The 13597-nt window shown below is 66.8% G+C and carries 13 protein-coding genes; 10 read left to right on the top strand and 3 right to left on the bottom strand.

From position 1 onward, the window contains the following. Positions 1–92: 92 nt before the first annotated feature. The 5 genes from ABD923_RS05855 (at position 93) to ABD923_RS05835 (ending at position 5585) form a co-directional block, all read left to right on the top strand. Positions 93–632 carry a GNAT family N-acetyltransferase gene (locus ABD923_RS05855; RefSeq protein ID WP_259546158.1) on the top strand — a complete coding sequence of 180 codons (540 nt, stop codon included), beginning with the start codon at positions 93–95 and terminating at the stop codon, positions 630–632. 98 nt (positions 633–730) lie between these two features. Then, positions 731–1768, top strand: coding sequence for a GTPase ObgE (obgE, locus tag ABD923_RS05850; RefSeq protein WP_259546159.1), 1038 nt, complete (start codon positions 731–733; stop codon positions 1766–1768). Next, complete coding sequence (proB, locus tag ABD923_RS05845; protein WP_259546160.1) at positions 1756–2889, top strand: glutamate 5-kinase; 1134 nt, start codon at positions 1756–1758, stop codon at positions 2887–2889. The genes obgE and proB overlap by 13 nt, the downstream gene beginning before the upstream one ends. A 60-nt stretch (positions 2890–2949) precedes the next feature. Further along, positions 2950–4224 (top strand): glutamate-5-semialdehyde dehydrogenase, encoded by a 1275-nt coding sequence (locus tag ABD923_RS05840; protein WP_259546161.1) that lies wholly within the window; start codon positions 2950–2952, stop codon positions 4222–4224. 170 nt (positions 4225–4394) lie between these two features. Beyond that, the gene (locus ABD923_RS05835; RefSeq protein ID WP_259546162.1) at positions 4395–5585 is read left to right on the top strand and encodes a trans-sulfuration enzyme family protein; all 1191 of its coding nucleotides are present in this window, start codon (positions 4395–4397) and stop codon (positions 5583–5585) included. On the opposite strand, the gene ABD923_RS05830 is transcribed toward ABD923_RS05835, so the two are convergent. Genes ABD923_RS05830 through ABD923_RS05820 form a run of 3 tightly spaced genes read right to left on the bottom strand, consistent with a single transcriptional unit; the run spans position 5582 to position 6734 of the window. After that, complete coding sequence (locus ABD923_RS05830; protein ID WP_345229433.1) at positions 5582–5944, bottom strand: hypothetical protein; 363 nt, start codon at positions 5942–5944, stop codon at positions 5582–5584. The genes ABD923_RS05835 and ABD923_RS05830 overlap by 4 nt on opposite strands. After that, positions 5941–6315, bottom strand: coding sequence for a hypothetical protein (locus tag ABD923_RS05825; RefSeq protein WP_259546164.1), 375 nt, complete (start codon positions 6313–6315; stop codon positions 5941–5943). Before ABD923_RS05825 ends, ABD923_RS05830 begins: the two co-directional genes overlap by 4 nt. Next, positions 6312–6734, bottom strand: coding sequence for a hypothetical protein (locus tag ABD923_RS05820; protein ID WP_259546165.1), 423 nt, complete (start codon positions 6732–6734; stop codon positions 6312–6314). Before ABD923_RS05820 ends, ABD923_RS05825 begins: the two co-directional genes overlap by 4 nt. Positions 6735–7043: 309 nt before the next feature. Here ABD923_RS05820 and ABD923_RS05815 point away from each other — a divergent pair, with 309 nt between their 5' ends. The 5 genes from ABD923_RS05815 to pstB all read left to right on the top strand — a co-directional run bounded on the left by ABD923_RS05815 (position 7044) and on the right by pstB (position 13592). Next, positions 7044–8126 carry an ATP-binding protein gene (locus tag ABD923_RS05815; protein WP_222187362.1) on the top strand — a complete coding sequence of 361 codons (1083 nt, stop codon included), beginning with the start codon at positions 7044–7046 and terminating at the stop codon, positions 8124–8126. Between the two features lie 203 nt (positions 8127–8329). Beyond that, entirely contained in the window at positions 8330–9355 is a 1026-nt protein-coding gene (locus tag ABD923_RS05810) for a PstS family phosphate ABC transporter substrate-binding protein (RefSeq protein ID WP_259546166.1), read from the top strand. 94 nt (positions 9356–9449) lie between these two features. Further along, the gene (pstC, locus tag ABD923_RS05805) at positions 9450–11018 is read left to right on the top strand and encodes a phosphate ABC transporter permease subunit PstC (protein ID WP_259546168.1); all 1569 of its coding nucleotides are present in this window, start codon (positions 9450–9452) and stop codon (positions 11016–11018) included. Beyond that, positions 11018–12775 (top strand): phosphate ABC transporter permease PstA, encoded by a 1758-nt coding sequence (gene pstA, locus ABD923_RS05800; protein ID WP_259546169.1) that lies wholly within the window; start codon positions 11018–11020, stop codon positions 12773–12775. The genes pstC and pstA overlap by 1 nt, the downstream gene beginning before the upstream one ends. 19 nt (positions 12776–12794) lie before the next feature. Further along, on the top strand, positions 12795–13592 hold the full coding sequence (gene pstB / locus ABD923_RS05795) for a phosphate ABC transporter ATP-binding protein PstB (protein ID WP_259547396.1): 798 nt from the start codon (positions 12795–12797) through the stop codon (positions 13590–13592). Positions 13593–13597 lie beyond the last annotated feature (5 nt).

Raw genomic sequence — 13597 nt, 5'->3', positions numbered from 1 at the left:
GCCCTTTCGCATTTCTGTCACTACCTTGTGTCACAGGGCCATCATGCCCACCTTTCCCCTGGGGGGAGTGGTTCGGAGGAGGACCGCAGCCCATGAAACAGGATACCATCGTCGTTCAGGCCGTCATCGAAGCCCCGCGCATGACGCTGCGCCCGCTGCGCAACTCGGATGCGGGCCTTCTGTCGATGTATACCGCCGACAAGCGCGTGGCCGAGATGACGACCTCGATCCCGCACCCGTTGCCGCCCGGCTCGACCGAGGCGTTCATCCAACGCGCGCTGGACGCGGAGCGGACGGAATTCGTCTGGGCGATGGACGCGACCGAATATGGTGGCTCCGAGGTGCTGGGGGTGATTTCGCTGAAGCAGATGGATCGCGGCCAGTCCGAGATCAGCTACTGGGTGGCGCCGGCGATGTGGAACACCGGGTTCGCGTCCGAGGCGGTCAACGCGCTGGTTTCGGCCAATCCGCTGGAGAACAAGACGATCTTCGGCTCGGTCTTCCAGGACAATCCCGGCTCGGCGCGGGTGCTGACCAATGCAGGCTTCGACTATCTCGGCGATGCCGAGGCCTATTCGGTCGCGCGCCAGGCCAAGGTGCCGACATGGACCTACCTCAAGCGTTTGGGGTAAGGGTCAACGGGCGGGATGCGAGGGGCCAGCCCCTCGCGCTCCCCGGAGTTTTTTTGCCAAGATGAAGGGGAGGCCGTGCGCCTCGACCCGGTGACCCGATGAAATTTCTCGATCTAGCCAAGGTTTACATCCGCTCGGGCAGCGGCGGCGGTGGGGCGGTCAGCTTTCACCGCGAAAAGTTCGTCGAATATGGCGGGCCCGATGGCGGCGATGGCGGGCGCGGCGGCGATGTCTGGGCCGAGGCCGTGGACGGGCTGAACACCCTGATCGATTTCCGCTACCAACAGCATTTCTTCGCCAAGAACGGCACGCCCGGCATGGGCAAGCAGCGTACCGGCGCGGGCGGCGACGATATCGTGCTGCGCGTTCCTGCGGGCACCGAGATCCTCGAAGAAGACGAGGAAACGGTGATCGCCGACCTCGCCAATGTGGGCGACCGGGTGTTGCTGGCCAAGGGCGGCAATGGCGGCTTTGGCAACCTGCATTTCAAGACCGCGACCAACCAGGCTCCGCGCCGCGCCAATCCCGGCCAGCCGGGGGTGGAGCGCACGATCTGGCTGCGGCTGAAGCTGATCGCGGATGTGGGCCTGCTGGGCCTGCCCAATGCGGGCAAATCGACCTTTCTGGCCGCGACCTCGAACGCGCGGCCCAAGATCGCCGATTATCCCTTTACCACCCTGCATCCCAATTTGGGCGTCGTGGGTGTCGATGGCGCGGAATTCGTCGTGGCGGACATTCCCGGCCTGATCGAGGGCGCGCATGAGGGGCGGGGGCTGGGGGACCTCTTCCTTGGCCATGTGGAGCGCTGCGCGGTCCTCTTGCACCTGATCGACGGCACGTCCGAGGACGTGGTGGCCGATTACCACACGATCATCGAAGAGCTTGAGGCCTATGGCGGCGGGCTGGCCGAGAAGCCGCGCGTGACCGTGCTCAACAAGATCGACGCGCTGATGGACGAGGAGATCGACGAAAAACGCGCGGCGCTGCAGGCCGAAACGGGGGGCGAGGTGATGACCATGTCGGGCGTGGCGCGCACCGGGCTGGTCGAGGTGTTGCGCGTGCTGCGCTCCAAGATCGACGCCGACCGGCTGCGCATGCGCGCCGACCGCGAGGAGCCCGAGCCGTGGCGGCCCTGAGCGCGGAGGCACGCAGCGTGGGCCTCGCGGAGGCGAAACGGCTGGTCGTCAAGATCGGCTCGGCCCTGTTGGTGGATCGCGAGACCGGCGCGCTCAAGGCCGATTGGCTGCGCGCGCTGGCGTTGGACGTGGCCATGCTCAAGGCGCGCGGGGTGGACGTGATCCTTGTCTCCTCCGGCTCCATCGCGCTGGGGCGCGGGGTGCTGGCGCTGGGGCAGGGTGCGCTGTCGCTGGACGAGGCGCAGGCAGCCGCCGCCGTGGGCCAGATCCGGCTGGCGCGCGCCTATGAAGAAGCCTTCGCGCCCCATGGCATCACCACCGCGCAGATCCTGCTGACGCTGGACGATAGCGGCGACCGGCGACGCTACCTGAACACGCGCGCGACCATGGCGGCCCTTCTGGCGCGCGACGTCGTCCCGATCGTCAACGAGAACGACACCATCGCCACCGACGAGATCCGCTATGGCGACAATGACCGCCTGGCGGCGAATGTCGCCGTGATGGCGGGGGCCGATACCTGCGTGCTGCTGTCCGATGTCGATGGCCTCTATACCGCCAATCCCAACGAGGACCCGAGCGCGCGGCACCTGCCCGTGGTCGAGGCGATCACCCCCGAGATCGAGGCAATGGCCGGCGATGCCGGGTCGGGCCTGTCGAAAGGCGGGATGAAGACCAAGCTGATGGCCGCGCGCACCGCGACCGGCGCGGGCTGTGCCATGGCGATTGCCGAAGGCCGGGGTTTGCGCCCGGTTTCCGCGCTGGACGAGGGCGCGCGGGCGACCTGGTTCATTGCGACGCTCGACCCGCAGGCGGCGCGCAAGCGCTGGATCTCGGCCATGAAACCCCGCGGGGTGCTGCGCCTCGATGCCGGGGCGGCGGCAGCGCTGGGGCGGGGCAAATCGCTGTTGCCCGCGGGCGTCACCGACGTGTCGGGCGATTTCCAGCGCGGCGACCCGGTGCGGATGGAGGGCCCCGACGGGGCGGCGCTTGGCCTTGGGCTCAGCCGCTACACCGCCAGGGAAGCGCGCGCCATCGCGGGGCACCGCTCGGACGAGATCGAGGCGATCCTGGGCTATCCAGCCCGCGCCGCGCTGGTCCATCGCGACGACATGGTTCTCTGAAGCCTTCCTGATCCTGCGAAAACCCCGTATCTTCACCGCAACCCCGAGATGAGGTTCGCCATGAAAGACCTGCCTGACAGCCAAGAGATCGCCGCCCTGATGGACGAGATCGGCCGCCGCGCGCGTGCTGCGAGTGCCGAGCTGGCCTTTGCCGCGCCAGAGGCGAAGCGCAGGGCGCTGGAGGTGGCCGCGGCTGAGGTGCGCGCGCGCGAGGGCGAGATCATCGCGGCGAATGAAAAGGACATGGCCTTTGGCCGCGACAAGGGCCTCAGCGCGGCGATGATGGACCGGCTGATGCTGGATGCGGGCCGGATCGAGGGCATCGCCAAGGGGCTGGAGGCCGTGGCCGCGCAGGACGATCCCGTGGGCGCGGTCCTCACCGAATGGGACATGGCGTCGGGCCTGCATATCCAGCGGGTGCGCACTCCCTTGGGCGTGATCGGCGTGATCTACGAGTCCCGCCCCAACGTGACGGCGGATGCAGGCGCGCTGTGCCTGAAATCCGGCAACGCGGTGATCCTGCGCGGCGGCTCGGAGAGCTTTTATTCCTCCGGCGTGCTGGCCGAGTGCCTGAAGGCGGGCCTGCGGGCCGCCGAGCTGCCCGAGGATGCGGTGCAGCTTGTCCCGACCCGCGACCGCGAGGCGGTGCGCCAGCTTCTGACCATGACCGAGTATGTGGACGTGATCGTGCCGCGTGGAGGCAAGGGGCTCGTCGGTCTCGTGCAGCGCGAGGCGCGGGTGCCGGTCTTTGCCCATCTCGAAGGGATCTGTCACGTCTATCTCGATGCGAGCGCCGACGCCGAGAAGGCGTTGAAGGTGACGCTGAACGCCAAGACGCGGCGCACCGGCATTTGCGGATCGGCGGAATGCCTGCTGATCCATCGCGACGTGCTGGACACGATCGGGCAGGGCGTGGTGCGCGCCCTGATCGACGCCGGGGTCGAGCTGCGCGGCGATGCCGAGTTGCAGAAGATCGAGGGCGTCGTCCCGGCCACCGAGGAGGATTTCGGGCGCGAGTTCCTCGACATGATCATCGCGGCCAGGGTCGTGGACGATATCGACGCGGCCATTGCCCATATCCGGCGCTATGGCTCGAACCATACCGACAGCATCATCGCCGAGGATGACGCGGCGGCGCAGCGCTTCTTCCAGCGGCTCGATTCGGCGATCCTGATGCGAAACGCCTCGACCCAGTTGGCCGATGGCGGTGAGTTCGGGATGGGGGCCGAGATCGGGATTGCCACCGGCAAGATGCATGCGCGCGGGCCGGTGGGGGCGGAGCAGCTGACCTCGTTCAAGTATCTCGTGACGGGCGACGGCACCGTCCGGGCCTGATCGCGTTGGGCCGCGCCGGGCAGGGGGGCTCTGCCCCCCGGCCTTTCGGCCTCCCCCCGGCATGTTCGGGGGATAAAGATGCACGGGACAAGGGGCCGTGACGTCGGCCCTTTTCTCTTGCCGGAGCGGGGTGTTAGATGCGCCGTCCGAGAAACCGAGAGAGGCCCCAGATGACCGAGGATCGCCGTAACATCCGGCCCGAAACCCTTGTGCGGCGGATGCCGCTGGCCGAGGGCGTCAGCCGCCCCGTGGTCACGCCGATCCAGCCCTCGGTCGTCTATGCCTCCCCGTCCATCGACACGCTGCATGCGCAATACGAGGGGCGCGAGACGGGCTACACCTACGCCCGCGAAGGCCACCCGAACGCGACGCTTCTGGCGCAGAAGATCGACGCCATGGAAGGCGCGACGGGCGGTATCGTCACCGGGTCCGGCATGGCGGCGGTGACGGCGGCGCTGATGGGGCTGATGGGGGCCGGGGACCATGTGGTGGGCGGCAACCAGCTTTATGGCCGGTCGTTGCGGCTGATGCACCAGGACCTGGGCCGCTTCGGGATCGCGACCAGCGTGGCCGACCCGACCGATGCCGAGGCCGTGCGCGCCGCGATCCGGCCCGAGACCAAGATGATCCTGGTCGAGGTCGTGTCGAACCCGACCCTGCGGGTGGCGGACATGGACGGCATCGCCAAGGTCGCGCGCGAGGCGGGCGTGCTTCTGGCCGTGGACAACACCTTCACCACGCCGCGCGCCTGGCGGCCCTTCGAGCATGGCGCGGATATCGTGATTCACTCGGTGACGAAGCTGTTGGCCGGGCATTCCGACGTGACGCTGGGATATGTCGTGGCCAAGGACGCGGCGCTGCAAAAGGCGATCTACGATTTCGCGGTGACCACGGGGCTGACGCCGTCGCCCTATGAATGCTGGCTGGCCGAGCGGGGGCTTTACACCTTCCCGCTGCGCTATGACCGGGCCGAGGCGAATGCCGCCGCGCTGGCCGATTTCCTGGCCGGGCACCCCAAGGTCAAACGCGTGCTTTACCCGGGCCGGGACGATCACCCCGATCGCGCGCGCGCCAAGGCGCTGTTGGGCGAGCGAACCGGCAACATGGTCAGCTTCGAGATCGAGGGCGACGAGCGCGCCGCGAACCGCATGGTCGAGGCCGCGCCGCAACTGCCCTTCGCGCCGACGCTGGGGGATGTGGGCACGACGCTCAGCCACCCGGCAAGCTCCAGCCACCGCGCCCTGACCTCCGAGGCGCGGGCGGAATTGGGCATGAGCGACGGGTTCTTCCGCGTTTCGGTCGGGATCGAGGAGATCGATCTGCTGATCTCGGATTTCGAGCAGGGGCTGGCCGCCGTCTAATCCGGGCAGCGCGTCCACTCGACGACCGATCCATCGCGTATGATGGCGATCCCTGCGCGGGTCGCCATCAGCATCACGCGCCCGCCATCGTATTCGACGCCTTCGCCGGCGCATTGCGTGTCGAAAAGCATCGCGTCCATGCCGCGCAGCTCGACCGGGTCGGTAAGCGTGCAGGCGTTCTCCAACCCGATCAACTGGCCGTCGCGGATGCCGAGGCGCCCGCCGATCAGGCCCCATTGGCCGTCGCAGCTGAACCGCGCGGCCTCCGGGGCGGGGGGCAGGTAGGACCCTTCGAGGCGCGGCAGGAAATCCTCCTGCGCGGCAAGCGGCGTGGCGCAGAGCGCCAGGGCAAGGGTCAATCGGTGCAGCGGGGCCAAAATTGCATCCTTCCGTCCTGTATGAACCATAGCCCCTCCTCGGTGGGCATCAGCATCGTGCGCCCGGCATCATAGGGTGTGCCCGTCTCGCCGGTGCAACTGACATCGTAGAGGATCGCGTCCATGCCGCGCACCGGGGTTGCGGTGTGGAAGCGGCAGGTGAAATTCGCTCCGTAATAGGTCTCGCCCTCGAAGCCGACGGGGCGGCCGCCTTCCGGGGCGGCAGGCGGACAGGGGCTGCCTTGGGGCAGGCCGATGCCGCCGGCATAGCGCCCGGCGATGCGGTCGGTGAAATTTTCCTGGGCGGTCGCGGGCAGGGCCGCCAGCAGCAGAAGGACGGTTGCGCGGATCACAGAGAGTGCAACGGGGTGGAGCCATCCAGCACCACCACGTCGAAATTCAGGTCGGGCGACTGCGCCTCGACCTCGCGCCGGATGAGGTTGGCCGAGGGCAGTTTTTCGACCAGAGCAAGGTAGCGCCCGCGATAGGCGCGCTGGCTGAGGTATCGGGCAAGGTCGATGGCATCGAAAAACGGCGTCAGAAGCGGCGACAGCACCAGCGCCGGCGCATCCGGGCCCGAGAAATGCATCGAGTCGAGCTCGTCGTAAGACGCGCGGGCGATGTAGGAATGGGGTTCGAGCACGTTGCGCGGCAGCAGGTCCAGCACGTCCGAGGCGAGCGCCACGGCCAGCACGCGGCAACCCTGCACATCGCTGGCATGGGCGTCGCGTTGCGTGGATCTGGGACCGGGCTTCTGGCCTGTGTCTCTCATACTCGTTCAACCGGTAAACGGCTGTCCCTGCATGGTGCCTGGCACCGCGCGGCCCCGGTTCCGCGGCGGCGAGCGGGTCCGCGCGACGCTGTTGAGTCTAACAATACTTTCGTTTGATAGGAAGTTTTCTTCGCGGCTGCGCGCCCTGTTCCAGCAGAATTTCAGAGCTTTACTCGCGCTAACCGCGATCATGTGTCAAGATCCTGCCACCCTGCGGCGAGCGTCGCTGACGCGTGGTTGAATACGCGCGGGATTCGGCCCTACTGAAGGCTGACGTGCCCCGCCGTTTTCCAGCATCGGACCTCCCGCATGAGTGACACGCCGCTGAACGACCTGCTCGAATCGGTGCTTGGCGCCGTGCCAGAACCGATGCTTTACCTCGACGCGACGGGGACGGTGGCGGTGACCAACCTCGCGGCCTGCCAGTTGTTCGGGGATTGGATCACGGGGCGCAACTACGCCACGGTGCTGCGGCAGCCGGGCCTTCTGGGCCGGATCGAGGCGGCCCAATCGGGAGAAAAGGGCGGGGAATCCCGCTTCGAGTTGCCCGACACCGCTGGCGTGACGCAGTTCCGCGTGCGCATCACGCCCTTGCCCGTCGGACCGGATCGGTCGCTGCGCGCGAACCGGGTGCCCGTTCTGCTGCATTTCACCGACATCACCCATCTGCGCGAGGCCGAGGAGATGCGCCGCGATTTCGTCGCCAATGTCAGCCACGAGTTGCGCACGCCGCTCACCGCCGTGATGGGGTTCATCGAAACGCTGCGTGGCCCGGCGCGGAGCGACCCGGCGGCGCAGGACCGGTTCCTGGGAATCATGGAGGCCGAGGCGCGGCGGATGAACCGGCTGGTCTCGGACCTGCTGTCGCTCAGCCGCGTGGAAAGCCAGGAACGCATGCGCCCGTCGGACGAGGTCGATCTTTCCGCCGTGCTGGACGGGGTGGTGGCCGCGTTGCGCCCCGCGGCGCAGGACTCCGGCAATACGCTGGAGATCGAGCGCCACGTTCCCGATGGGCAGCGCACGGTGATCCAGGGCGACCGGGACCAGTTGATGCAGGTGTTCCTGAACCTCGCCGAAAACGCGCTGAAATACGGGGGGCCGAACAAGCCGGTGACATTGCGCCTCGTGGCCGAGGCGGGCAGCGGCTCGATGAAGGGAACGGTCCTGCGCGTGGACGTGATCGACCGCGGCGAAGGGATCGAGGCGCGTCACATTCCGCGACTCACCGAGCGATTCTACCGCATCGACACCCACCGCTCGCGCGAGATGGGGGGAACGGGCCTCGGGCTGGCCATCGTGAAGCATATCGTGAACCGCCATCGCGGCCGGCTGCGGATCAGTTCGGTGGCGGGGCAGGGCAGCACCTTCAGCGCGATTTTTCCCGCTGTTTGAGGCCCCTGTCCCATGTGCTGTGGCAGCAGGTCGCGGGCGAAACCCAAGGCCCGGATGACAACTGACGCAGCGGCAAGGGTCGCTGTCATAAAACTGTTACGCAACTGTCACAGAAGCGTTGTGCCAGGCCGATAGGTCGCCGCTGAGCGCGCGCAAAAACAGACTGCGCGTTCGCGATGTCTGAAAACCTAGGAGAGTCATTCATGTCGCTCGTCAAACTTTCTGTCTCGGCTCTGGCCGTGGCCGCCGTGTCCGCCACCGCCGCCGTTGCACAGGGTCGTGACAACGTTCAGATCGCTGGTTCGTCCACCGTTCTGCCCTATGCCAACATCGTTGCCGAAGCCTTCGGCGCCGAGACCGATTTCGCCACCCCCGTCGTCGAAGGCGGCGGATCGTCGACCGGCCGTCGCCTGCTTTGCGAAGGCGTGGGCGAAGGCACCATCGACATCGCCAACTCGTCGAGCCTGATGAAGGACTCCGAGGCCGAGGTCTGCGCCGCCAACGGCGTGACCCCGATCGAAGTGCGCTTCGGCTATGACGGCATCGTGTTCGCCTCGGACATCAACGGCCCGTCCTTCGCCTTCACCCCGGCCGACTGGTACATGGCGCTGGCCGCCGAGATCCCGATGGACGGCGAAATGGTCGCCAACCCCAACAGCTCGTGGGCCGACGTCAACGGCGATCTGCCGGACCAGGCCATCAACGCCTTCATCCCCGGCACCAACCACGGCACCCGCGAAGTCTTCGAAGAGAACGTGATCCTGGCCGGCTGTGAAGCCACCGGCGCGTTCGACGCGATGGTCGAAATGGGCATGGACGAAGATGCCGCCGAAGAGGCCTGCCTGGCCATCCGCACCGATGGTGCCTCGGTCGACATCGAAGGCGACTACACCCAGACGCTGGCCAACCTCGACTCCACGCCCACCGGCATCGGCGTCTTCGGCCTGTCGTTCTACGAGAACAACACCGACCGTCTGCAGGTTGCCACCATGTCGGGCATCACGCCCTCGACCGAGACCATCGCCTCGGGCGAATACCCGGTGTCGCGCCCGCTGCAGTTCTACGTCAAGCAGGAGCATATCGGCGTCATCCCCGGCCTGCTGGAATATGTCGAGTTCTTCATCTCCGACGAGATCGCCGGCCCCGGCGGCCCGCTCTCCGAATATGGCCTCGTGCCCGATCCGGAACTGGCCGCGACCCAGGAAATGGTTGCCGCGCTCGGCCAGTAAGGCCAACGCCTGAACCCAACGGTGCGGGCGGCCCGGTGCGGCCGCCCGTTTCCGCCAGAACGACCCACGGCTCGCCCAGTCCAAAAGGCCCAGCATGTCCGCTCTTCTCACCCTGCCGACCGCTCTGCTGATCGTGTTCATCCTCGCGGCCGCGGGGTTCGTTCTTGGGCGAAAGCGCGCCATCCGCGCGGCGGGCAGTGACCAATCCTCGCTTCATTCCCTGCCCAAGCAGCATGGCTGGCACGTGGCGCTGGCGACCGCCGCGCCGGCCTTCGTGCTGATCATTTTCTGGAGCTTCTTCTCGGGGCTGGCGTCGAACATCTATGTCGAAGCGATCGTGCCCGAGGATCAACCTGAGCTGCGCCTGCCGCTGGACCAGCGCGAGGGGCTGTCCGACCGCGAAATCGAGATCCGCATCGAGGGGCGGCGCGACCTGTTCATCGCGAATGTCAAAAGCCTTGCCGTCGCCATCGACGGCTACATCGCCAACGGAAACGCGACCGAGGCCGAGGTCGAAAACTGGCGTGCCGATCTGGCCCCGTTGCAGGAACGCCTGCGCGCCGATGGGCAGGTGGTTGGCTCCTCCGTCACGCAAGGCGCGCTGACCCATGCGCTGAGCCTGCGCAGCTTCAACCGGGGTCTGGCCGTGACCGGCCCCGCCCTGGCGATTGCCCTCTCCGTGATCGGGTTCGCGCTGTCGCTGGCGCTGATCAAGCGCGACTTCCGCGCCCGCATCGCCGTCGAAGGCTGGGCGCGCGGGTTCCTGGTCTTCGCGTCGACCATGGCGATCCTGACCACCGTCGCGATCCTTTACGCACTGACCGCGCCCTCGCTGACCTTCTTCCGCGAATACGGGTTCTTCAACTTCCTCTTCGGCCTCGAATGGGCGCCGGCAGGCGACGTGGCGGGCGTGCCCGAGGGGCATGATGGCGAATACGAATCCGCGCTCGGCTTCCTGCCGCTGATCTGGGGCACGCTCTACATCGCCCTTGTCGCGCTGCTGGTTTCCGTACCCTTGGGCCTGTTCGCCGCGATCTACCTGTCGGAATTCGCCTCCAAGCGGGTACGCGCCTGGGTCAAACCGGCGCTCGAGATCCTCGCCGGGGTGCCGACCATCGTTTACGGCATCTTCGCGCTGGTCACGATCGGCCCGTTCCTGCAGGCGGTTGTCGGCTCCACCGTCATGCCGAACACGGTGTCGGTCGTCACCGCCGGAACGGTGATGGGCATGATGCTGGTGCCCTTCGTGTCGTCGCTTTCGGATGACGTCATCAACGCCGTGCCGCAGGCGATGCGCGATGGCTCGCTCGGGCTGGGTGCCACGCCGTCCGAAACCGTCTTGCAGGTGATCCTGCCCGCCGCCCTGCCGGGGATCGTGGGGGCCATCGTCCTCGCCGCCTCGCGCGCCATCGGCGAGACGATGATCGTGGTTCTGGCCGCCGGTGCGCTGTCGAACGTCACGGGGCTGGAGCCGAACCCCTTCGGCGCGGTGGTCACTGTGACGACGCGCATCGTCGCGGTTCTGACCGGCGAAGGGTCGGGCTTTGACTCCATCGACGTGCTGGCGGTTTTCGCGCTGGCCTTCACCCTCTTCTTCATCACGCTGGGTCTGAACCTTCTGGCACAGCGCATGGTCGCCAAATACCGGGAGCAGTACGACTAATGACCGACGCAACTGGTTTCGACGCGCCGATCCCCCCGGCCGCCCGCGTCTCGCTCTACGAGCGGTCGGCGCAGGTCAAGCAGCGCCATCGCAAGGGGGCCGCGCTGCGCTACCTCGGGGTGGCTGCCATCACGCTGGTGCTGTTCTTCCTCGCCGTTCTGCTGTGGTCGATCTTTTCGCGCGGCATCCCGGCGCTGTTCCAGTACCAGGCCGAGATCGAGATCTATTACGACCCCGAGATCCTGAACCCCGATGGCGGGCCCGTGACGCCGGAAGAGATCGGGGATGTCAGCCTGCGTTCCGGGTTTGAACGCGGCATTTTCCTCATTTCGCTAAAGCGCACGCTGGACAGCGCCGGGATCGACGTGGCGCAGGTCGTCGCCGACAGGTGGATCGAGGAAGCGGTCGAACGCCTGAACACCGTTGGCCTGTCGGGTGGCGCTGAGATCATCGCCGGGGCAGGGGCCCCGTCCGACGGCGCGCGCCTTTTGGGTCAGACCGGCAACACCCTGCGGGCCGCGGCCAGCGCCCTTGGCGGCGACGATCAGGCCGCCGCGGTCGAGGCCCTGGAGACCGCGAGCACGGCGCTGGCCGAGGCCGGGTTCGCCGAGGCCGCCGCGACCCTCGCCGAGATTGCCGCAACCGCAGGGCAGGGGGCGCTCAGTGACGCCGCCGATGCCTTGACCGCGACCGGCTACCAGCAGGCGCTGTTCGACGCCGCCGGTTTCCTGCGCCAGCCCGACCAGTTCGATGATGGCGACCTGTCGGCCATCATCTATGCCGCGAACCGGCGCGACGTGCGCGACCGCCTTGTCGCCAACCCCGACCTCGTCGGCGAAACCGCGCAAGAGGGTGTTCCGATCGACATCTCGGTGACGCGCTACCTGTCGGGTGAATTGTCGGGCGAGGGGCAGGCGAACATGCCGCCCGGCTTCAACGAGGCGCAACTCGCCATCGTGGACGAGATGGTGGAGGCGGGCATCATCGACCGCAATTTCCGCTGGAGCTTCTTCACCAATGTCTATTCGCAGAATGGCGAGGTGGCGGGGATCGGCCCGGCGCTGATGGGCTCGGCCTACATGATGCTGGTGGTGCTGGTCTTCTCGCTGATCTTCGGGGTGGCCGCGTCGATCTACCTTGAAGAGTTCGCGCCCAAGAACAAGATCACCGATTTCATCGAGATCAATATCGCCAACCTCGCGGCCGTGCCCTCCATCGTGTTCGGTATCCTTGGCGCGGCGATGCTGTTCACGCTGACGGAACTGGGGTTCGGAAACTCGATCCGGGGGACGGCGTTGCTCGGCGGGCTGGTCCTGTCGCTGATGACGCTGCCCACCATCGTGATCGCCACCCGCGCCGCGCTGAAAGCGGTGCCGCCCTCGATCCGCGATGCCGCGCTCGGGATCGGGGCGTCCAAGGTGCAGACGGTGTTCCACCACGTCCTGCCGCTCGCCGCGCCCGGCATCCTGACCGGGACGATCATCGGCATCGCGCAGGCCCTTGGCGAAACCGCGCCGCTTCTGCTGATCGGCCTGTCGGTCTCGACCGGGGCCGACATCCTGTCCTCGCCCTTCTCGGGCGGTCTGCTGGAACAGGCGCAGTCGATGCCGACGGTGGTCTATCTCTTTGCCCAGAACGAAGACGCCCCCGTGCGCGAAGGCCTGGCCCAGGCGGCTATCATCGTGATGCTGCTCCTGCTATTTGCGTTGAACTTCATCGCGATCATTCTTCGGCGCCGGTTCGAGCGGAGGTGGTAATCCCATGGAGGATACGGACATGAACGACATGCTGATGACCCGCAACAGCGTCGGCAGCGAAGACATCAAGATCTCGGCGCGCCATGTGCAGGTCTTTTACGGCGACAACCATGCCATCAAGGACGTGGATGTCGATATCAACGACAAGACGGTGACCGCCTTCATCGGCCCGTCGGGCTGCGGCAAATCCACCTTTCTGCGCTGCCTGAACCGGATGAACGACACGATTGACGTCGCCCGCGTCGAAGGCGACATCCTGCTCGATGGCGAGGATATCTATGACAAGCGCGTCGATCCGGTGCAGTTGCGCGCCAAGGTGGGCATGGTGTTCCAGAAGCCCAACCCGTTCCCCAAGTCGATCTATGACAATGTCGCCTATGGCCCCAAGATCCACGGCTTGGCCAGGTCGAAAGGCGAGCTGGACGAGATCGTCGAGAAGTCGCTGCGCCGTGCCGCCCTCTGGGACGAGGCGAAGGACCGTCTTGACGAGCCGGGCACGGGCCTGTCGGGCGGCCAGCAGCAGCGCCTTTGCATCGCGCGCGCCGTCGCCACGAACCCCGAGGTTCTGTTGATGGACGAGCCGTGTTCCGCGCTCGACCCGATCGCCACGGCCCAGGTCGAGGAATTGATCGACGAGCTGCGCGAGAACTTCTCGGTGGTGATCGTGACCCACTCCATGCAGCAGGCCGCGCGCGTCAGCCAGAAGACCGCGTTCTTCCACCTTGGCAACCTTGTCGAGTTCGACGACACGACCAAGATTTTCAGCAATCCCGAGGACCCGCGCACCGAAAGCTACATCACCGGGCGCATCGGGTAATTCAC

The organism is [Roseibacterium] beibuensis, assembly GCF_039542305.1.
Lineage (GTDB): Bacteria > Pseudomonadota > Alphaproteobacteria > Rhodobacterales > Rhodobacteraceae > Roseibacterium > Roseibacterium beibuensis.
This window is presented reverse-complemented; position numbering and strand designations above follow the sequence as displayed.